This window comes from Streptomyces cyaneochromogenes (assembly GCF_003963535.1).
Classification (GTDB): domain Bacteria; phylum Actinomycetota; class Actinomycetes; order Streptomycetales; family Streptomycetaceae; genus Streptomyces; species Streptomyces shaanxiensis.
On record NZ_CP034539.1, the window covers coordinates 2,148,797 to 2,167,910 of the forward strand.

General features: G+C 72.3%; 17 protein-coding genes. 8 read left to right on the plus strand and 9 right to left on the minus strand.

Going from position 1 to position 19,114, the window contains the following annotated elements; genetic code table 11:
* Genes EJ357_RS09455 through EJ357_RS09465 form a run of 3 tightly spaced genes read right to left on the minus strand, consistent with a single transcriptional unit; the run spans position 1 to position 5,427 of the window.
* On the minus strand, positions 1 to 894 hold the full coding sequence (locus EJ357_RS09455) for a DUF4231 domain-containing protein (RefSeq protein WP_126390512.1): 894 nt from the start codon (positions 892 to 894) through the stop codon (positions 1 to 3).
* A gap of 1 nt (position 895) precedes the next feature.
* Positions 896 to 4,894 (minus strand): nSTAND1 domain-containing NTPase, encoded by a 3,999-nt coding sequence (locus tag EJ357_RS09460; protein ID WP_126390514.1) that lies wholly within the window; start codon positions 4,892 to 4,894, stop codon positions 896 to 898.
* A 2-nt stretch (positions 4,895 to 4,896) separates the two neighbouring features.
* Positions 4,897 to 5,427, minus strand: coding sequence for a hypothetical protein (locus EJ357_RS09465; RefSeq protein WP_126390516.1), 531 nt, complete (start codon positions 5,425 to 5,427; stop codon positions 4,897 to 4,899).
* Between the two features lie 182 nt (positions 5,428 to 5,609).
* Between EJ357_RS09465 and EJ357_RS09470 the strand changes: the two genes are divergently transcribed.
* Positions 5,610 to 6,023 carry a YchJ family protein gene (locus EJ357_RS09470; protein ID WP_126390518.1) on the plus strand — a complete coding sequence of 138 codons (414 nt, stop codon included), beginning with the start codon at positions 5,610 to 5,612 and terminating at the stop codon, positions 6,021 to 6,023.
* Positions 6,024 to 6,049: 26 nt separating this feature from the next.
* Here the strand turns inward: EJ357_RS09470 and EJ357_RS09475 are convergent, their stop codons facing one another.
* The gene (locus EJ357_RS09475; RefSeq protein WP_126390520.1) at positions 6,050 to 6,751 is read right to left on the minus strand and encodes a FadR/GntR family transcriptional regulator; all 702 of its coding nucleotides are present in this window, start codon (positions 6,749 to 6,751) and stop codon (positions 6,050 to 6,052) included.
* A 138-nt stretch (positions 6,752 to 6,889) separates the two neighbouring features.
* Between EJ357_RS09475 and EJ357_RS09480 the strand changes: the two genes are divergently transcribed.
* The 5 genes from EJ357_RS09480 to EJ357_RS09500 all read left to right on the plus strand — a co-directional run bounded on the left by EJ357_RS09480 (position 6,890) and on the right by EJ357_RS09500 (position 12,135).
* Complete coding sequence (locus tag EJ357_RS09480) at positions 6,890 to 7,408, plus strand: gluconokinase (RefSeq protein WP_126390522.1); 519 nt, start codon at positions 6,890 to 6,892, stop codon at positions 7,406 to 7,408.
* Positions 7,409 to 7,456: 48 nt separating this feature from the next.
* Positions 7,457 to 8,884: a GntP family permease gene (locus EJ357_RS09485; protein WP_126390524.1), complete on the plus strand. Its 1,428-nt coding sequence runs from the start codon at positions 7,457 to 7,459 to the stop codon at positions 8,882 to 8,884.
* A gap of 10 nt (positions 8,885 to 8,894) precedes the next feature.
* A complete protein-coding gene (locus EJ357_RS09490; protein ID WP_126390526.1) occupies positions 8,895 to 9,671 on the plus strand; it encodes an SDR family oxidoreductase in 777 nt (258 codons plus the stop codon).
* Positions 9,672 to 9,685: 14 nt separating this feature from the next.
* Positions 9,686 to 10,711 (plus strand): L-idonate 5-dehydrogenase, encoded by a 1,026-nt coding sequence (locus tag EJ357_RS09495; protein ID WP_126390528.1) that lies wholly within the window; start codon positions 9,686 to 9,688, stop codon positions 10,709 to 10,711.
* Positions 10,712 to 10,890: 179 nt separating this feature from the next.
* A complete protein-coding gene (locus EJ357_RS09500) occupies positions 10,891 to 12,135 on the plus strand; it encodes a hypothetical protein (RefSeq protein ID WP_126390530.1) in 1,245 nt (414 codons plus the stop codon).
* Here the strand turns inward: EJ357_RS09500 and EJ357_RS09505 are convergent.
* The 4 genes from EJ357_RS09505 to EJ357_RS09520 all read right to left on the minus strand — a co-directional run bounded on the left by EJ357_RS09505 (position 12,025) and on the right by EJ357_RS09520 (position 16,444).
* Entirely contained in the window at positions 12,025 to 12,669 is a 645-nt protein-coding gene (locus EJ357_RS09505; protein ID WP_126390532.1) for a cytochrome b/b6 domain-containing protein, read from the minus strand. The genes EJ357_RS09500 and EJ357_RS09505 overlap by 111 nt on opposite strands.
* On the minus strand, positions 12,653 to 13,417 hold the full coding sequence (locus EJ357_RS09510; protein ID WP_126390534.1) for a molybdopterin-dependent oxidoreductase: 765 nt from the start codon (positions 13,415 to 13,417) through the stop codon (positions 12,653 to 12,655). The genes EJ357_RS09505 and EJ357_RS09510 overlap by 17 nt, the downstream gene beginning before the upstream one ends.
* 84 nt (positions 13,418 to 13,501) lie before the next feature.
* Positions 13,502 to 15,067: an APC family permease gene (locus EJ357_RS09515; protein WP_126390536.1), complete on the minus strand. Its 1,566-nt coding sequence runs from the start codon at positions 15,065 to 15,067 to the stop codon at positions 13,502 to 13,504.
* 423 nt (positions 15,068 to 15,490) lie between these two features.
* A complete protein-coding gene (locus EJ357_RS09520; protein ID WP_228473019.1) occupies positions 15,491 to 16,444 on the minus strand; it encodes a tetratricopeptide repeat protein in 954 nt (317 codons plus the stop codon).
* Positions 16,445 to 16,763: 319 nt separating this feature from the next.
* Between EJ357_RS09520 and EJ357_RS09525 the strand changes: the two genes are divergently transcribed.
* Both EJ357_RS09525 and EJ357_RS09530 read left to right on the plus strand, forming a co-directional pair.
* A complete protein-coding gene (locus EJ357_RS09525; RefSeq protein WP_126390540.1) occupies positions 16,764 to 17,660 on the plus strand; it encodes a DMT family transporter in 897 nt (298 codons plus the stop codon).
* Positions 17,661 to 17,729: 69 nt separating this feature from the next.
* Positions 17,730 to 18,248, plus strand: coding sequence for an NUDIX hydrolase (locus tag EJ357_RS09530; RefSeq protein WP_126390542.1), 519 nt, complete (start codon positions 17,730 to 17,732; stop codon positions 18,246 to 18,248).
* A 30-nt stretch (positions 18,249 to 18,278) separates the two neighbouring features.
* On the opposite strand, the gene EJ357_RS09535 is transcribed toward EJ357_RS09530, so the two are convergent.
* Positions 18,279 to 19,064 carry a hypothetical protein gene (locus tag EJ357_RS09535; protein WP_126390543.1) on the minus strand — a complete coding sequence of 262 codons (786 nt, stop codon included), beginning with the start codon at positions 19,062 to 19,064 and terminating at the stop codon, positions 18,279 to 18,281.
* Positions 19,065 to 19,114 lie beyond the last annotated feature (50 nt).

Consider the following 19,114-nt stretch of genomic DNA (forward strand, 5'->3'; position numbering starts at 1 on the left):
CTACTCCGAGGTCCACTTCGTCATCCAGCCGTCGTTGAGCGCGGAGATCACCCGCTCGCAGCCGGCGACGAAGGCGTCCTCGGCATCTGGGTCGGCGCGGTCGCCGGACTCGCCGCGCCGCTCGACGGCGTCCTGAAGGTCGTCGGCCGTGGCGGCGAACTGAGCCTGCTGGTAGGCGTAGTTGGCGGTCATGCCGTGCGCGCTGACCGCGGCGCCCGCGGTGGTGGCGACGGCCACCCAGGCGGCCGCGTGCTCCACGCCGAACGCACCGGCCAGCGCGCCCAGCAGGACCCCGGCGGTGCCCAGCGCGAGTTCGATCCGGCGGACCAGTGCGAGGCGACGGCCCATCGTGCGGGCCCGGGCCAGGTAGTAGCCGCTGATCTGGGGGCGCAGGCAGTGTTCGACGTACGTGTCGACGTCCGACACGGCGGGGAGCCGTCGTGCGACCGGGGTGATGCCGACGGTACGGGGGATGAGGTGGGCCGCGTCCTCCCGCAGGGCCTTCAGGCGCTGCTGCAGGACGTGGCGGGCGTCGGGCCCGCGGTACGGCGTCACTCCGGCCAGCCACCTGTGGATCTCGCTCTTCATGGCCTCGCTGGTCACGCGCAGCCCGGTCCAGTCGCGCACGGCCGCGGGTCCCGCGTGCCGGGCGAGGAGCGGTACCAGGCCGGTGGTGGCCGCGGCGGCGAAGGCCAGCGCCTTGCCGAGCGTCGCGTGGGCGGCCATCGTCTGGGACGCGGCCGTGCCGAGAGCGGCGGCCGTGAGCCCGAGGACCAGGCTCCATGTGCGGGACCGCTCGATGGTGGTCTTCGCCCGGCCGGCCGCCTGGGACCAGACGCTCTGCTGGTCCCAGGCCCGTCGGGCCACGGCGTCCGCCGCCCGCTCGGTCGCCATGTCAGTACCTCGCGGCGGGAGCGTCGGCCGGGGCACCGGCTCCGGACGGCAGGTTCGGGCACGTGCGTTCGTAGCGCCGGCCCGGTACGTACTGCTGCCACTCCGCGGCGGTGAGGTTGCGGTCGACCAGCCGGCAGCCGTACTCCACCCAGGACGTGAAGCCCCGGTCCCAGACGCGAGCGGTGTCGTCGGCGCCGGCGGAGGCGATCGACCGGCCGCCGGGACCGAAGGCGACGGCGTAGACCTCGCCCCGGTGGCCGGTGAGGACGAGTCCGGCGGGCCGGCCCGTGCGCACCTGCCAGGTCCGTACGGTGCCGTCGTCCCCGGCGCCGGCGACGAGACGCCCGTCGGGGCTGAAGGCGACGTCCTCGACGCCGGCGGTGAACCCGGTGAGGGGTGCGCCGCGCTGCCGGCGGGTCGCGACGTCCCACACGCGCACGGTGTGGTCGAGGCTCGCGGTCGCGAGCAGCCTGCCGTCCGGGCTGAACGCCACTTCCTGCACGGCGTTCGTGTGTCCCTTCAGCGGCTTCCCGACGTGCCCGCGCCGGTCGACGTCCCACAACAGCACGGTCTGGTCGTCGCTCACAGTTGCCAGCAGTCGCCCGTCGGGGCTGAACGCGACGCCGTTCACCGATTCGCCGTGTCCGTCCGGCAGGGCGCCCAGGGCCCGGCCGTCGTCCACCGACCACAGCCGTACCTCGGCGTCCCCGTCGGCCGCGGCCAGCAGTGTGCCGTCGGGGCTGAACGCCACGTCCTGGACACCGCCGTGGGAGCCGGTCAGCGTCCGCAGCGGGCGCGGCGGGTCGGTGCGCAGGTTCCACAGGCGTACGGCGTCCGCCTCGCCGGCGGTGGCGAGGAGGCTGCCGTCGGGGCTGAACACCGCCCGGTACACCGCTCCGTCGTGGCCGCGCAGCACGCGGGTGGCGGGCGTGCCCGGGCCGAGGCGCCACAGGCGGGCGGTCCCGTCCTGCCCCGCGGTGGCGAGGAGCCGGCCGTCGGGGGCGAAGTCGACGCCGTTGACGTCGCCTTCGTGGCCGACGAGCGACCTGCTGACCGAGTGGGTCCGGGCGACCTGCCAGAGCCGGGCCGTGCGGTCCCAGCTGGTCGTGACGAGCCGCTTGCCGTCCGGGCTGAACACGACCTGGTTGACCAGGTTGGTGTGCCCGACGAGCGGCAGGCCCTGCTGCTCCCCGGTGCGCGCGTCGTACAGCCGGGCCGTCCCGTCGTCGCCCGCGGTGGCGAGCAGCCGGCCGTCGGGGCTGAAGGCGACCGACCAGATGTCACGGCCATGGGCGTCGACGTTCCAGTCCCGGGGCCTGCCCGTGGCGACGTCCCACACGCGGGCCGTACCGTCGGCGCCGGCGGTGGCGATGCTCCGTCCGTCGGGGCTGTACACCACCCGTCGCAGCCAGTCGCGGTGGCCCTTGAACGTCCGCACCTCGCGCGGCGCGCCGGGCCCCAGGCTCCACAGTCGTGCGGTCATGTCCCAGCTGGAGGTGGCGAGCCGGCGGCCGTTGGGGCTGAAGGCGACGCCGGTGACGGCGTCCTGGTGGCCCTTCAGGACGGTGCGCAGGCGCGATCGCCGTACGTCCCAGAGGCGAACGGTGCCGTCGAGGCTCGCGGTGGCCAGGGTGCGGCCGACCGGGTCGAAGGCCAGGTCGTGCACCATTTCGGTGTGTCCCCGGAGCACCGCGGTCTGCCTTCGTGTCACCGCGTCCCACAGGCGGACGGTGCCGTCCATGGCGCCTGCCGCGAGCAACCTGCCCGCAGGGTCGAACTCCACCTCCGTCACCGCGGCCTGATGTCCGGTCAAGGGCTTACCGACGGGCGCACCGGTCCTCGCGTTCCACAGGCGTACGGTCCGGTCCCAGCCGCAGGTGGCGAGCAGCCGCCCGTCAGGGCTGAAGGCCGCGCTCTGGACCTGGTCGGGGTGGGCGAGCAGGGTCGACGGGTGGGTGATCCGGGAGAGTCCGGTGATCAGCCCGGACGGGGGGTGCGGCTGCGGGTGGTCGCCGTGGGCCACGCTGAGGCTCTGCAGGCCCACCAGGACGGCCACGTCCGGGCGGCTCCCGGCCAGGCGGTCCGACTCCGCGCCGAGTCTGCCCGCGAGGGCCAGCCGGGCACGGGACTGAGCGCGTGCGTTGCTGACGTAGGCGAGCCCGGTGGCGAGCACGGTCAGGACCAGCAGCAGGCTCAGTCCGGCGGCGAGTGCACGCAGGCGCCGGTTGGAGCGCCTCGCCGCGTCGAGTTCGCTCCTGGCCTGGGCGCGGCTCGCGGCGAGGAACTGCCGTTCCGCCGGGCCGAGTTCGCCGGGGTGCCGGCCGGCCCAGTCCTCGAAGGCCTGGAGCCTGGCCCCGCGCAGGAGGTAGGCCCGGTCCTGTTCGCCGCGCTCCCAGTCGGCGGCCAGCCGCTCCAGGTCGGAACGCAGCCTCAGCAGGTTCCTGGACTCCTCGATGCGGTCGCGCAACGGATCCCACTGGCGCAGCAGGGCCTCATGGGCGACCTCGACTGTGGTGCCCGTGCCGGCGTCGCCGGTGCGGACGAGCAGCCGGGCCTCGACGAAGGCGTCGGCCACGCGCCGTTCGTCCGCGCCGAGTTCGGCGTACGCGATCCGTCGGCCGGTGGGCGGTCGGTCGCCCTCCACCGCGGCGAACTTCAACAGGGTCGGGAGCACCGCGCCACCCACGCCTCGCCCTTGCAGTTCCGCGCGAATCCGGTCGGCCCGGCCGCGCAACGCGCCCACGACTCCGTCGAGTTGCTCGTAGTGGTCGCGGGTGACCGTGCCCGTGCCGGCGGCGCGCAGATAGAGCTCGCGCAGGGTGTAGGCGAGGAGGGGCAGGGCGTCGCCCCCCGCCGTCTCGTTCACCATGCGGGTGACCAGACCCGCTTCGAAGGTCAACGCGGCCTGCTGGGCGGGGCGTTCGATGACCTCCGGCAGCCGGTCGGGGCCGATCGGCTGGATCAGCACGCAATCGTCGACGGCGTCGGCGAGTCCCGCGCGCTCCGGGCTCGTGGTCAGGAACTCCGACCGCACCGTGGCCAGCACCCACAGGGGGCTGTCCGGACCGAGCCCGGCACGCAGGAGCCGCAGGAAGGAGCGCTGCTCCGCGATGCCGGTCAGGCCGACCAGTTCCTCCGCCTGGTCGACGACCACGAGGACCATGCGGGACTCGCCGTCCGCCCTTGGGGGGTGGGCGAGCCGGGCCGCGAGGCGGACGAGGCCCGCCGAGCCGTCGGCGAGGGCCCGCCGCAGTTCGTCGTACGTCTGCGGGTGGCCCTGGTCGGCGAAGGCGCGTTCCAGGGCCGCGACCAGGTTGGCCGTGGGTTGCCTGCCGGGCCGAAAAGGCGGCAGCACCACCCATCGGTGCGGCCGGCGCAGCAGCCGGGGCAGGACGCCCGCGCGCAGCAGCGAGGACTTGCCGCTGCCCGAAGGGCCGACGACGGCCACGAACCGGCCGCCGTCGTACCGCATCACGGGGTCCAGTGCCTCAAGGAGCCGCTCGATGTCGCGGTCGCGCCCGAAGAACACCGCCGCGTCCTCGGCCGAGAACGGTTCGAGCCCCGGATAGGGCGGTCGGACCGGATCCCGGGCGAAGGAGCCCTCGGCGGTGATGCCCGCGAGCCGCAGTCCTTCGAGGATCCGGCCGTAGGCCCGTTCACCGTCCCGCAGGTCCACCCATTGGACATCGCCCAGGATGCCCGGGCGGGGCGCGTCGTCGAGCCGTACGGGTACGACCGGCCGCTTGGCCCGCCGGGCGTGGGTCAGCTCGGCGAAGCACCAGTGCGACTCCCGTGACGCCGCGCTCGCCAGGTAGATCACCGCGTCGGCCCGGTGCAGCTGCGTGTAGAGCTCCGCCTCCCAGCGCTGCCCCGCGGGGATGCCCGCATCGGGGTCGACATCGAGGAACAGGCCCTCGAACCCGACCGACTTGAGCCAGTCGGCGACCCGCTGGGCCACGGCTCGGTCCCGGCTGCTGTGGCTGATGAAGAGCTGAGGCATCGCTAGGGCGTCGGGGTGGGCGACGGCGGGTAATCGATGCGCTGCAGGTACCACTTCTCGCCCTGGTCCGAGGTGGCGAGGTTGGTGTTCTTCAGCGGCACCTTGTAGGTCGTGCCCCGCTCCTTGTAGACGCACTGGTAGTTCTCGATGGTCCTGGCGGCGTCGGCGGGCCGCACCTCGCAGGAGAATTTCTTGGGCGCGGCAAGGTACTTCCAGCCCTCGTCCTCCCACCAGTATCCCGAGTTGTCTCCCCGGGTCAGCAATTGACTGAAGAGGATCGCCGTACCGTCGGGTCCGGCCGAGCAGACCCAGTCCTCGACCACAATTCGGTCGACTTTCTCCAGATACGAACAGGAGAATTTCCGCGGGTGCTCGTAGTCACCGTCGAAGGCGGCCAGCGAAATGTTCTTCTTGGGCTTCTTCCGTTTCGCGAAGGCGTCGGTGGCGCCCGCCAGCACCAGAGCGCCGATGAGCGCCACCACCAGTAACGCGATCAGGGCACGCCCCCGCGCCCAGGCGTGATTGATTAACAACGGCATCCCTTTCGGGCAGAAAAGAGTGAGGTTCCAGAATTCGACTGAGCATGCGAATCAAGGATCCATGCAAGCCGAATGGAACAATTCGGGCGAACCGAGGTTACTCGTCCAGCATATTATGCGTCAACCCGGAATTAGCGTTCTCAATTACGGGACGGGAGTGACGCATAATGGTGTCCATGTCTCGCCGCACCTCGCGTTCCCAGCAGCGCCCCACGAACACCGCCTGCCCTTGCGGACTCCCCCAGTCGTACGACGACTGCTGCGGCCGTTACCACTCGGAGGCGAGCGCCGCCGCGCCGACCGCCGAGGCCCTGATGCGGTCGCGCTACAGCGCGTTCGTCAAGGGCGATGCGGCGTACCTGATGCGGACCTGGCATCCGCGGACGCGGCCGGCGCGCCTCGACCTCGATCCGGGGATGCGGTGGACCGGGCTGGAAATCCTGGACACCGACGACGGGTCCGCGTTCCACTCCACGGGGACCGTGACCTTCCGGGCTTCCTACCGGGGCGGGTCACTGCATGAGCGGAGCCGGTTCGAGCGGGTCGACGGGGCGTGGGTGTACGTCGACGGGGAGTTCCCGGACCAGTAGGCCGGGGAGTTCGCAGGCCGGTGGGCCTACGGCGCCAGGATGTCCAGTTCCTGCAGCGCGCCCACCGTGATCTCGCGGGTGAGGTGTTCCGCGCGGGCCGCGTCGCCGGCGCGGACCGCCTCGGCGACCTGGACGTGGAGGGTGACCGCGGCCGGGTCGGGGTCCTCGAACATGACCTCGTGGTGGGTGCGGCCCGCGAGGACCTCGGCGACGACGTCGCCGAGGCGGGCGAACATCTCGTTGCCGGAGGCGTTCAGGATGGCGCGGTGGAAGGCGACGTCGTGGACGAGGTAGCCCGCGAGCTGGTGGCCGCGGGAGTGGGCGACCATGCCCAGGGCGCACTCGGTGAGTTCGGCGCACTGCTCGGCGGTGGCGTTCTTGGCGGCCAGGGCGGCCGCCGCCGGCTCGATCGCCGAGCGCAGCACGGTCAGTGAGCGCAGCTGGTGGGGGCGGTCGGCGCCGGCCAGTCGCCAGCGGATGACCTGGGGGTCGTAGACGTTCCACTCGGACTTGGGGCGGACCGTCACGCCCACGCGGCGGCGGGACTCGACCAGGTGCATGGACTCCAGGACCCGGACCGCCTCGCGCATCACCGAGCGCGACACGTCGAAGCGCTGCGCCAGTTCGTCGGTGCGCAGGACGCTGCCCGGCGGGTACTCGCCCGCGGTGATCGCGGGGCCGAGGGTTTCCAGTACATGGCCGTGCAGACCCCGGCCCGGAGTGGTCATGTACTCAGCGTACGGGGTGGATCACGGTCTCAAAAAGTCAGACTTATTCATCACAGGGTCTTGAATTCGTCGTACCTAATGGGTTTCAGTGGCGTCGACATCACGTGTCGACGAGGACATTCAGACAGTGAGGCAGCGATGAGTACCCCCCATGTCGTCGTGGTCATGGGCGTCGCGGGCACCGGGAAGACCACCATCGGTCCCCTGCTCGCGGCCCGGCTCGGCGTTCCGTACGCCGAGGGCGACGACTTCCACCCGCCGGCCAACATCGCCAAGATGTCGGCCGGTACCCCGCTCGGCGACGACGACAGGTGGCCCTGGCTCGATGCCATCGGCACCTGGGCGCACGGGCGGGCCGGGCTCGGCGGGGTGGTCAGCTGCTCGGCGCTGAAGCGGTCGTACCGGGACCGGCTGCGGACCGCCGCGCCGGACCTGGTGTTCGTGCACCTGGCGGGCGACCGCGCGCTCATCGAGGACCGGATGTCGCACCGGCAGGGGCACTTCATGCCCACGGCGCTCCTCGACTCCCAGTTCGCCACGCTCCAGCCGCTCCAGGCGGACGAGGCCGGGGTCGTCGTGGACGTGTCCGGCAGCCCCGAGGAGATCGCCGACCGGGCCGTGTCGGCCCTGACGGCGCTCCCCGAGCCGACCCCGTAACCCCCCGCACCCCTCCTCCACCCCGTATCTGCAAGGGAATCCACCCCCGTGACCAGACTCAGCGTCGAGATGCTGGCAGCGGACCCCGTCGAGCCCATCACCTCGGCCGGCCACGCTCAGCTGGGCATCGCCGTCCTGGCGGGCATCGCCGTCATCGTCCTGCTCATCACCCAGTTCAAGCTCCACGCGTTCCTGTCGCTGACCCTCGGGTCACTGGCGCTCGGCGCGATCGCCGGGGCGCCGCTCGACAAGGCGATCGTCAGTTTCACCACCGGGCTCGGCACCACCGTCGCCGGTGTGGGCGTGCTCATCGCCCTCGGCGCGATCCTCGGCAAGATGCTCGCCGACTCCGGCGGCGCCGACCAGATCGTCGACACGATCCTCGCCAAGGCGGGCGGCCGTTCGATGCCGTGGGCGATGGTGCTGATCGCCTCGGTGATCGGCCTGCCCCTGTTCTTCGAGGTCGGCGTCGTCCTGCTGATCCCGGTCGTCCTGATGGTCGCCAAGCGCGGCAACTACTCGTTGATGCGCATCGGCATCCCCGCCCTCGCCGGCCTGTCCGTGATGCACGGACTGGTCCCGCCGCACCCCGGCCCGCTGGTCGCGATCGACGCGGTCGGGGCCAACCTGGGGGTGACGCTGGCGCTCGGCGTCCTCGTCGCCATACCGACGGTGATCATCGCCGGCCCGCTGTTCTCCCGGTACGCGGCCCGCTGGGTGGACGTCCCGGCCCCGGACCGCATGCTGAATACAACTGGGGGTTCCCCCCAGACCCCCGCCCAGCGCGCTTCGGAGGATCTGGACAAGCGTCCCGGCTTCGGCGCCACGCTGGCGACCATCCTGCTGCCGGTCGTCCTGATGCTCTCCAAGGCGCTGGTCGACATCGTGATCGACGACCCCGAGAACACCGTGCAGCGCGTGTTCGACGTCATCGGATCGCCGCTGATCGCGCTGCTCGCCTCCGTGCTCGTGGGCATCTTCACGCTGCTCAGGCCGGCCGGGTTCAGCAAGGAGCGCGTCTCGCCGCTGGTCGAGAAGAGCCTCGCGCCCATCGCGGGCATCCTGCTGATCGTCGGCGCGGGCGGTGGCTTCAAGCAGACACTGATCGACACCGGCGTGGGCCAGATGGTCCTCGACATCTCCGAGGACTGGTCGATCCCGGCCCTGCTGCTGGCCTGGCTGATCGCGGTGGCGATCCGGCTCGCCACGGGTTCGGCGACGGTGGCGACGGTCTCGGCCGCGGGGCTGGTGGCCCCGCTGGCCGCCGACATGTCGACGACCCACGCGGCCCTGCTGGTCCTCGCCATCGGCGCCGGCTCGCTCTTCTTCAGCCATGTCAACGACGCCGGATTCTGGCTGGTCAAGGAGTACTTCGGCCTGAACGTCGGTCAGACCGTCAAGACCTGGTCCGTCATGGAGACGATCATCTCGGTGGTCGCCGGCGGTGTGGTCCTCCTGCTCTCGCTGATCATTTAGGGGTACGACGATGACGGCTCACCCTCTCTTCGACATCAGCGGTCGCACGGCCCTGGTCACCGGCTCCAGCCGGGGCATCGGACTGGCCCTGGCCCGCGGCCTCGCGGAGGCGGGCTGCACGGTGGTCCTCAACGGTCGGGACGGCGAACGGCTCACCGAGGCCGCCGCCGAACTGGGCGCCGCCGAGCTGCCCGGGAACGTCCACACGGCCGTGTTCGACGTGACCGACGGCGCCTCGGTGACCGCCGGGATCGCGGACGTCGAGGAGCGGGTGGGCCCACTCGACATCCTGGTCAACAACGCGGGCATGCAACTGCGCGCCCCGCTCCTGGAGTTCACCGACTCCGACTGGCACCGCATCCTGGACACCAACCTGACCAGCGCCTTCCTGGTCGGCCGGGAGGCGGCCCGGCGGATGACGGAACGCGGCCACGGGAAGATCGTCAACATCTGCTCGCTGCAGAGCGAGGTGGTCCGCCCCGGCATCGCGCCCTACGCCGCCACCAAGGGCGCGCTGAAGATGCTCACCAAGGGCATGTGCGCGGACTGGGGGCCGTACGGCGTCCAGGTCAACGGCCTGGGCCCCGGCTACATCGAGACCGAGCTCACCCAGGCCCTCGTCCAGGACGAGGAGTTCAGCGCGTGGGTGCGGCGACGCACCCCGGCCGGGCGCTGGGGCCGTACGGAGGACCTGGTGGGCGGGGTGCTGTTCCTCGCCTCCCCTGCCGCGGACTTCATCAGCGGGCAGGTGCTGTACGTCGACGGCGGCATGACGAGCGTGCTGTGAAGGAGGCCCCGGAGATGCTTGGTTGCGTGATCCACGGGCAGGGCGACCTGCGGGTCGACGAGCTGCCGGTACCGGCGCCCGGCCCCGGGCATGCCCTGGTCGCGGTGCGGTACGGCGGGGTCTGCGGCTCCGATCTGCACTACTGGCGGCACGGCGGGGTCGGGGACTTCCGGCTCAAGGAGCCGATGCTGCTCGGGCACGAGGTGGTCGGGACCGTCGTCTCGTACGGCGACGGGGCGTCAGGGCCGGTTCCCGGTACGGCTGTCGCGGTGCACCCGGCGACGCCCTGCGGGGTGTGCCCCGAGTGCGCGGACGGGCGGCGCAACGTCTGCCGGGACACCCGCTACCTCGGCAGCGCGGCCCGCTTCCCGCATGTACAGGGCGGGTTCGCAGCCCAAGTGGCCGTCCCAGCAAACCAGTTGAGGCCGCTCCCGGCCGGTCTCGAGCTGCGGCGGGCGGCGCTCGCCGAGCCGCTGTCCGTCGCGCTGCACGCGGTGCGGCGGGCCGGGGAGGTGGCCGGGAGGCATGTCCTCGTCACCGGTGCCGGGCCCATCGGATGTCTGGTGGTCGCGGCGGCGAAGGCGGCCGGAGCGGCACGCGTGACGGTGACGGACCTGCTGCCGACGGCCCTGGAGTATGCGCGGATCGCGGGCGCCGACAGCCTCGTACGGGCCGACGATCCGGACGATGCCGGGTGGCCCGCCGAGGTGGACGTGGCGATCGAGGCGTCCGGGGTCGCGGCGGGGCTGGACACGTGTCTGCGGCTCGTGCGGCGCGGGGGTGTCGTGGTGCAGCTCGGGATGCTGCCGCCGGGGCAGAGTCCGTTCGCGGGGAACCTCGTCGTGAGCCGTGAGATCGAACTGCGCGGGGCGTTCCGCTTCGACACGGAGTTCGACGACGCGCTGGAACTGCTCGCCGCCGAGGCGTCGTTCGACGGGCTGGTCAGCGCGGTCGTGCCGGTGCGGGAGGCCGAGTCGGCGTTCGCACTAGCGGCGGACCGCAGCACGTCGTGCAAGGTGCTGCTGGACTTCGCGGGCTGAGCCCCCTGTGAACTCCCCCTGTTCCGCAGGGATTCCGGTTCGCGGGTCGCGGTTCCCGTGTGCCCGAACTCGCACCGACCGTCCCATGAAGCGGCTTCCCCGAAGGGGCCGCGGGCCCGATGATGAGGGGGTCCCCGACGACTGCCGCAGTCGCCGGGGCCGGAACATCGGGGGGCGTCATGGCGGTTTCCCTCGGGATGCGTGTCTCGGGGCTGCTCGTCGCGGGGGCGGTGGCGGTGGCCGCCGCGGCCTTCACCAGTGACGGGGGTGGCTCGGCGGACGGCAGGGGCGGCGGGGGCACCGTCGTCACCGCAGGGCCCTCCGACACGGTCCGGAGTCTGCCGACCTGGCCATCGGCCAGATCCGCGCCTGCGGTACGGCCGTCGCCCGACGGCCACATCGGCGCACCCGCGCTCACCGGCACGCCCAGCGCGTCGCAGGGCATGAGGGCGACCGAGAGCCCGGCTCTCTCGTCCCCCTCCCCCAGCCCCACCATGAGCCAAAAGCTCCTCGAAGCCCCCGCCTGGCTCGCGCCCGGCCCCGACTCACCGAACCTCGACGGCGCCGCCGACCCCTCGAGCGTCTACGACCTGCTCCGCGCCCCCACCGAGTGCCGGAACGCCCTGAGCCAGGTGCCCGGGGCCCCCGCCGACGCGGAATGGACGGTGCTGCGAGGGCTGGCCACGGCCTGCCTGGCCGTGCAGGGCGAGGGCGGAAGCTGGGAGCAGGCGGCCTCGGACCATGCCGCATCCGCGGGCGGAGCCGACACCTGCAAGGGGCGTGCGGCGTACGCCGTCCTCGGCGGGCTGCTCGACTTCCATCGGCGGCATCCCGGTGCCAGTGTGCGGCTGAAGCCCACGGCGAGCGGCACGCCCGCGGCCTGTGGTTACCGGATTGCCGGGGTGGACACGGGCGGGGACGGGGAGGCTCGGCCCGGCGAGACGATCGGGATCGAGTTGGCGGACGCGCATTTCGACCCCGGCGAACTGCTGCGGGACGGGGTGGTGAGCATCGGCGGGCAGCAGGTCGCCGGGGTGCCTGTCCTGAAGCCGGACTCGGGCGGCCGACTGGTGCTGTCGGTCGTGGTACCGGCGCTGGGCCCGGGCTCCGTCGACGTCGCCGTCGGGTACGCAGGCGTGGAGGTCCGTGTGGCATCCGCATTCACCGTCGCCACCCCGGACGTCGTACAGGAGCCCGGTGCGGGCACGGGCCCAGGCGCCCCTGGCGAAGTCAGCCACGGTTCGGACGCGCCCCCAGGGGCGCGGGGAACTGCGCGACCAGCCACGACGGCGCCACAGACGACCGACGGCCGATCACCGCTCTTCGCGCGGAGCGCTTCGCCGCCAGACGGAGTGCTCCCGCTCGGCCCACTCCCGGCTCACCTCACCGGTCCGCATGCCCCGGCGCGCCTCCGGATCCCCTAGCGCCATGCCGATGTGGCCGGCCAGGACGATGCCGATGGTGAGAGCCAGCCAGTCGTGGACGAACGTCGCGCTGGTGCGCCACACCAGGGGCGTGAGATGGGTGAACCACATGATCAGACCGGTGCCGAGCATCACCAGCGTCGCGCCGGCGATCCAGGCCGCGTAGATCTTCTGCCCGGCGTTGAACTTGCCCGCCGGACGGGACGACCGCCGCTTGTCGCGGCGCAGGGCAGCCCGCAGCCAGACGCGGTCGTGCGGGCCGAAGCGGTTGAGGAAGCCCAGGTCGGCGCGGAACGCACGGGAGACGAGTCCGGCCAGCACGGGCACGGGCAGGGCGAGACCGGCCCACTCGTGGACACGGACCACCAGCTCGCGGCGGCCGACGAGTTCGGCGAGCTGCGGAACGTAGAGGCACGCCGCCGTCACCACGCACACGCCCATCAGCACGGCCGTCGTACGGTGCACCCAGCGCGTGGCCGGGCCGAAGCGCCGTACGCTCGCCGTCCGGCCGGGGGTGTCAACTCGTAGGCTCATCGTCGCGTCCGTTCGAACGGCCGACCCAGGCGTCGACGTCGTAGCCGCGTTCCTCCCAGTAGCCGGGTTTCACGTCCTCGGTGACGGTGATCCCGGAGAGCCATTTGGCCGATTTGTAGAAGTACATGGGCGCCACATAGAGGCGGGCCGGGCCGCCGTGGGCGTGGCTCAGGGCCTTGTCCTGCATGCGCAGGGCGACCAGGACGTCGGCGCGGCGGGCCTGGTCGAGAGTGAGGCTCTCGGTGTACGTGCCGTCGAAGCAGGTGAAGCGCACCGCCCCGGCCCCTTGGCGCACTCCCGCCGCGTCGAGCAGCCGGGACAGGCGCACCCCTTCGAACGGCGTGCCGGGTACCCGCCATCCGGTGACACATTGCACGTCGCGCACCAATCGGTTCTGCGGCAGGGCACGCAGTTCGGCCAAGGTGTAGGTCCGGGGGTGGTCGACCAGGCCGTCGACCTTGAGGCGGTAGGTGGTGGCGTTCTTGCGGGGTACGGAGGAGGCGACCGAGTAGTAGCGGAAGCCGCCGCCGTTGGGGAGCAGGTCGGTCAGGCCCGTGGGGTCCTTGTCGGAGGCGCTCGCGAGGAAGGACTCCAGGCCGCGTTGCAGGGTGGGCGCGGTGACCACGCCGAGGGCGCCCAGGCCGAGGGTGCCGAGGAAGACGCGGCGGCCGACGGGCTTGCCCTGCTTCTGCTCCGCGCCGTGGTCCTCTCCCCTCGCTTCGGGGGCTTCGGGCTGTTCGGGGTTCACCTCTCCATTCGAACACCCGCGACCCGGGCGGGACCAGGAATCGCGGGTGCTCGTCAGGGTTCCGTCACACTTCTTACGGGACTCTCAGGAACGCTCCCCTGCTCCTGCGTCTCCCGTTGCCGCCTTCTCCAGCTGGAACGCCTCGTTGCCGAGCCCGATGCGGGCATGCCGCTCGGGGGCACGGGAGCGCAGCAGCAGGCCCTGGGCCAGGCCGACGGCCAGGGCGAGGGCGATGACGGCGGGCAGCGCCCAGCTCAGGGCCGAGTCCGGGCCCGCCCCGATCAGGACATCGAAGTCCTTGACGGTGTAGACGACGATGAAGAGCAGCGCGAGGACGGAGAGCCCGGAGGCGGCCAGCCGCCAGAACTGGGCGGCGGCGGCCCCGCGGCGGACGAAGAAGACGATGACCGAGACCGAGGCGGCGGCCATCAGGGCGGCGACGCCGAGCGCGCCGAGGCTGCCCATCCACGTGAACAGGTGCAGGACCGGTGCGGTCGGGTCGCCGGTCGGCCTGTCGTCGGCGAACGCGAACGCGGCGACGACCACGAGCGAGATCCCGGTCTGCAGCAGCGAGCCCGTGCCGGGGGCGCCGCTCGCGCCGCTGGTGCGGCCGAAGGCGCGGGGCAGCAGGCCTTCGCGGCCCATGGCGAAGGCGTAGCGGGCGACGACGTTGTGGAAGCTGAGCATCGCCGCGAACATGCCGGTCACGAACAGGACGTGCAGGACGTCGGTGAAGCCGGTGCCGAGCAGGTCCTCGGTGAGGAAGAACAGCAGCCCGGCGCTCTGCTCCTGCGATGTGCCGACGATGGCGGAGGGGCCTGCGGCGACGGTGTACGCCCAGCAGCTGATCGTGTAGAAGACGGCGATGCCGCCGACGGCCAGGAACATCACGCGCGGCACGAGGACGTGCGGGCGGCTGGTCTCCTCCGCGTAGACGGGGGCCTGCTCGAAGCCGAGGAAGGCGGCGACGCAGAAGCACAGGGCGGTGCCTATGCCCGCGCCGGTGAGCGTGTCCGGGTTGAAGGCGTGCAGCGAGAGGCCTTCCTTACCCGGGTCGGCGATCGCGGCGACGTCGAAGATGACCACGAGGGCGACCTCGATGACCAGCAGAACGCCGAGCACGCGCGCGTTGAGGTCGATCTTCAGCCAGCCGAGGGCACCGACGACGAGCACGGCCGCCAGCGCCGGTATCCACCAGGAGACCTCCACTTCGAGGTAGGTGGCGAACAGGCCGGAGACCTCGAAGCCGAAGATTCCGTAGATGCCGACCTGGAGCGCGTTGTAGGCGACGAGTGCGACCATCGCCGCGCCGGCGCCGGCCGTGCCGCCGAGGCCGCGGGAGATGTACGCGTAGAACGCGCCGGCGTTGTGGACGTGCCGGCTCATCTCGGCGTACCCGACGCTGAAGAGGGCGAGGACGAGGCCGAGGATCACGAAGAGCAGCGGCTGTCCGAGGACGCCCATCACCCCGAAGGTCGTGGGCATGACACCTGCGACCACCATCAAGGGTGCGGTCGCGGCGAGCACGGACAGCAGCAGGCCCGTCGTGCCGAGCCGGTCGGCGCGCAGGGCGCGGTCCTGTCCCTTGAACGTACTGATGCCGCCGCCGTCCGCGGTGGCTCTGCTCGTGCTGGAACTGCCCGTCTTCATTGGGGACCGTCCTTCGTCGGGTTGGGGGCGCTGGGGGTGTGGGGGAGGGGATGGGGCGGTGTTGGGGCGGTGTTGGGACCAGGGCGGTTTCGTTGCGTCGGGTCGGTGCGGTTGCGTGGGGTCGGGGCGGTTGCGTCGAGTCGGCGCCATCGCGACGATGCCGTTGCGTCGATGCGGTGGCGGGGATGCGGCGGCGTCGCGACGATCCTGTTGCGTCGCGACGTTGGCGTCCCATCGAGCTGGTTCCGTCGCGGCGATGCGGTTGCGTCGGGCCTGTGCCGCCACGACGATCCCGTTGCGTCGCGACGATCCCGTTGCGTCGCATCGATACGGTCGCGTCGCGCCAGCACCGCCACGTCGCGTCAGCACCGTCCCGTCCGCCCCGTCACGTCGAGTCACTGCCGTCACGTCGAACCGGCGCCGTCACGTCGTACCCAGCGCCGTGTCGCGTGCGGCGCTGAAGGCGGGATACGGGTCGCGGTCCGGGTACGACCAGGGCGACGGGGTGGCGTGCCGGCCGATGCGGTGGAACAGGGCGGCCGCCTCGGCGCCCCGGCCCTCGCAGACCTTGGCGTGGGCGAGGAAGTTCAGGTCGACCAGGCGGCGCGGGTGGCCTTCCTGCTCCCACTCCAGCCACCAGTCGAAGGCGGCCCGCATCACCTGCCGGGCCCGGCGGCCGGTCCAGTGCCCGGAGGCGGCCGCGTCACGCGCCTCATGCCCGGCCGCCGCGAGGACGCGGTAGCGCTCGGCGTGGGCGATGACCGGGAGGACGGCGAGCGGGGAGTCGGCGGGGGCGCGCTCGGCGGCATGGTTGGCGAAGTCGTAGACCTCGTGGAGCGGGTCGGGACCGGTGCCGGGGTGGCGCTCGGCGAGCCGGGCGACCATCAGGTGGTGGGCGTGGTGGTGGTCGGCGTACCGGGCGCGGACCTCGGCGAAGAGCCGGCGCACCTCCTCCTCGGCGCCCAGCGTGCTCTCCAGCATGAGCAGGCCGAGCCAAGGGGTGGGGTCGGCGGGCGCGAGGGCGGCGGCGGTGTGGCAGGACTCGCGGGCCCGGACCGCTTTCTCCTTGCCGCGCAGTGCGCGCCGGACCTGCGCGTGGGCGAGCAGGACGGCGGCGTCGGCGGAGTCGGGTTCGGCGAGCAACCAGTCGCGGGTCCAGGGGGCGCAGTGCGGTTCCTGGGCGAGGACGGTGACGCGGTGCCCTCTGCGGTCCCAGTCGTCGCCGGTCCGGGCCAGCAGCGAGCGGGCCGTCTGCCACCGGCCCTGGGCCAGCGCTGCGCGGGCGGCGGCGAGCTCGGCGTCATCGAGGGCCGCGTCGAAGGCGTGCGCTGCGCGCTTTCGACCGCGGCCGAGGGGTGGCGGGGGTGGTGGGGGCACCGTTTTGGGTTCTGTTCTGGGTTCTGTCGGGGAAAGTGTGTGGACTGTCATCGAGTGATCACGCACAGCAAACCCGCAGCCAACGGTTCGCGTCAAGGGTCGCCACGGTGTTACACGCGTCAACTCTCGTTACTGGTGGGGCGGTTGAGGCATTCAACGCTGTCGCGAATGTCGGATTTGTGCGTACTGTGTGGCGTACGTCATGGCGCCGTAGCGGCGGGCATCGCACGATTGCAGGACCGCGCATGCCGGGCTCTGGGCCGCTACAGTCGGCCATTACGCACCCCGTCCCCCCGGCAGGATGATCGAGGTACGCAGCGTGTCGCTTCAGATTCTGATACTCGCCGTCACCGCTGCGTGCTGCCTGGGCTTCGGCTTCGTGCTGCAGCAGAACGCGGCGCAGAAGGCGCCACTGAGCGACTTCCTCTCGCCCCGGATCCTCCTCGACCTGATGAAGGTGCCCCGCTGGCTGGGCGGCATCGGGCTGATGGTGGTCGGTATGGCACTGGGCGCGATGGCGCTGGGCCAGGGCGAGATCTCCCTGGTGGAACCGCTGCTGGCGACGAACCTGCTGTTCGCGCTCATGCTCTCCCGCCGCCAGACCAAGCAGCCGCTGGGCCGCCAGGGCTGGGCGGGCCTCGCGCTGCTCGCGGGCGGGGTGACGGCGTTCATCGTCGCCGGACAGCCGCAGGGCGGAACGGCCACCGACAGCCCCCTGAGGCACTGGCTGATCATCGGCGTCATGGTCGGAGTGGCCCTGGTGCTCACGACGTACGCCAAGCGCTCGCGGCTGAGCTCGGGTCCCGCGCTGCTGGCGACCGCCGCCGGTCTCCTCTACGGCGTGCAGGACGCCCTGACCCGCGTGACCGGGCAGCGCTTCGCCGAGGGCGGTATGACGGAGGTCCTGACCAGCTGGCAGCCGTACGCCGTGGTCGCGCTCGGCCTCACCGGGCTGATCCTGGTCCAGAGCGCGTTCGAGACCGCGTCCCTGCGCATGTCCCTGCCCGCCCTGACCGCGGCACAGCCGCTGGCCGGCATCGCCTGCGGCGTGGGCTTCCTCGGCGACCGTCTGCGCACCGACGCGGGCGCGCTGGCGTGGGAGGCGGCCGGGCTCGCCGGGATCGTGGTCGGCATCATCATGCTCGGTACGCATTCGGCGATGCCGTCCGGCGCGGTCCAGCCCCGGCGGGTGGCGCCGGCCCTGCAGACGCCCTGACCGGCACGAGCGCCGCCCCGAGCGCGGACGCCTGACCGCCACGGGCGCCCGCCCTGCTTGGATGGCCCCATGAGCGCTGCTGACGAAATCCTCGACATCGTCGACGAGCAGGATCGGGTCATCGGACAGTCCCCGCGCGGCGAGGCCTACGCCCAGGGGCTCCGCCACCGCTGCGTCTTCATCGAGGCCCGGGACGCACAGGGCCGCCTCTTCGTGCACCGCCGCACGCCCACCAAGCTGGTGTTCCCCTCGCGGTACGACATGTTCGTCGGCGGAGTGGTCGGCGCGGGCGAGTCGTACGACGACGCCGCGCTGCGTGAGGCCGAGGAGGAACTCGGCGTGAGCGGCCTCCCCAGCCCGTCGTACCTCTTCAAGTTCCTGTACGACGACGGTGCCGGGCAGACCTGGTGGTCGGCCGTGTACGAGGTGCGCTGCGAGCTGCCCGTGAGCCCGCAGGTGGAGGAGGTCGCCTGGCACGGCTTCCTGTCCGACGCCGAGGTGGAGCGGCGGCTGACGGAGTGGGCGTGGGTGCCGGACGGGCTCGATGCGTACGAGCGGCTCAGGGCGTACCGGGCGGCGACCGGCTGATCGTCTGCCGCGCGGCGACCGGCTGATCGTCTACCGGGCAGGCACCGGCTGATCCCGGGAACCACCCGCGAGCGCGTCGGCGAGGGCCCGTTCCTGCTCGGCGGTGATGCCGAGGGCGAGCCGTACGGTGCGCGGGCTGTACGCCCCGTCGCACAGCGCGAGCGGACTCGGCCGGACCGTGCTGCCGCTGAGCGGGCTGCCGCCCCGGAACGACCAGCTGGGCGCCTCCCAGAACCCATGGTCCAGGAGCCGCTCCGCCACACCCGGCGCGGCTTCCGGCGCCGCCCCCACCGCCTCGAGCGCACCGGATATCCGCGCCACCGCCTCCCCCTTGGGCAGGTCCGCGTCGCCGAAGGCGGGCAGCAGCAGGAGCAGCCGCAGCCCGGGATCCACGACGCCCTGCGCACCCGCCGGGGCGGACTCGGCCACGGCGACCAGTTCGGGCCAGGACAGTCCCGGCCCGCTGAAGTGGCCGTCGATCGAGGCCAGGTACGCGTGCCGGTCCCAGTCCGGGTGGGCGATCAGATAGTCCGTGCCGGAGTCGTCCGGGAAGTTGCGGTGCACGATCCACAGCACATGCCCGCCCGCCATGGGTATGCGGAACGCCGGCCAGACCTCCTCCGCCTCGTACAGCACCGAGGCCGCCTCGTCGACGTCCGCCGAGTCGGCGCCGAAGATCTCCGGCTCCGCCACGAACTCGTCCCAGACGGGAGCGTAGAAAACCGGCCAGAAGCCGGGCAGCCCGAGCAGGTGCTCGGCGGGCGCGATGCTGCGTCCGGGCATCGCGTACCCGGCCAGTGACGTGGGAACCTCCATGCCCAGGACCGTAGCGGGCGGCACTGACAACGCCCCCTCGCGGCCGCCCG

What these genes read in the sequence shown, in the direction of transcription:
- EJ357_RS09455 (WP_126390512.1), bottom strand. Translation starts at nt 894, where the DNA reads ATGGCGACCGAGCGGGCGGCGGACGCCGTGGCCCGACGGGCCTGGGAC.
- EJ357_RS09460 (WP_126390514.1), bottom strand. Translation starts at nt 4,894, where the DNA reads ATGCCTCAGCTCTTCATCAGCCACAGCAGCCGGGACCGAGCCGTGGCC.
- EJ357_RS09470 (WP_126390518.1), top strand. Translation starts at nt 5,610, where the DNA reads ATGTCTCGCCGCACCTCGCGTTCCCAGCAGCGCCCCACGAACACCGCC.
- EJ357_RS09475 (WP_126390520.1), bottom strand. Translation starts at nt 6,751, where the DNA reads ATGACCACTCCGGGCCGGGGTCTGCACGGCCATGTACTGGAAACCCTC.
- EJ357_RS09480 (WP_126390522.1), top strand. Translation starts at nt 6,890, where the DNA reads ATGAGTACCCCCCATGTCGTCGTGGTCATGGGCGTCGCGGGCACCGGG.
- EJ357_RS09490 (WP_126390526.1), top strand. Translation starts at nt 8,895, where the DNA reads ATGACGGCTCACCCTCTCTTCGACATCAGCGGTCGCACGGCCCTGGTC.
- EJ357_RS09495 (WP_126390528.1), top strand. Translation starts at nt 9,686, where the DNA reads ATGCTTGGTTGCGTGATCCACGGGCAGGGCGACCTGCGGGTCGACGAG.
- EJ357_RS09500 (WP_126390530.1), top strand. Translation starts at nt 10,891, where the DNA reads ATGGCGGTTTCCCTCGGGATGCGTGTCTCGGGGCTGCTCGTCGCGGGG.
- EJ357_RS09505 (WP_126390532.1), bottom strand. Translation starts at nt 12,669, where the DNA reads ATGAGCCTACGAGTTGACACCCCCGGCCGGACGGCGAGCGTACGGCGC.
- EJ357_RS09515 (WP_126390536.1), bottom strand. Translation starts at nt 15,067, where the DNA reads ATGAAGACGGGCAGTTCCAGCACGAGCAGAGCCACCGCGGACGGCGGC.
- EJ357_RS09530 (WP_126390542.1), top strand. Translation starts at nt 17,730, where the DNA reads ATGAGCGCTGCTGACGAAATCCTCGACATCGTCGACGAGCAGGATCGG.
- EJ357_RS09535 (WP_126390543.1), bottom strand. Translation starts at nt 19,064, where the DNA reads ATGGAGGTTCCCACGTCACTGGCCGGGTACGCGATGCCCGGACGCAGC.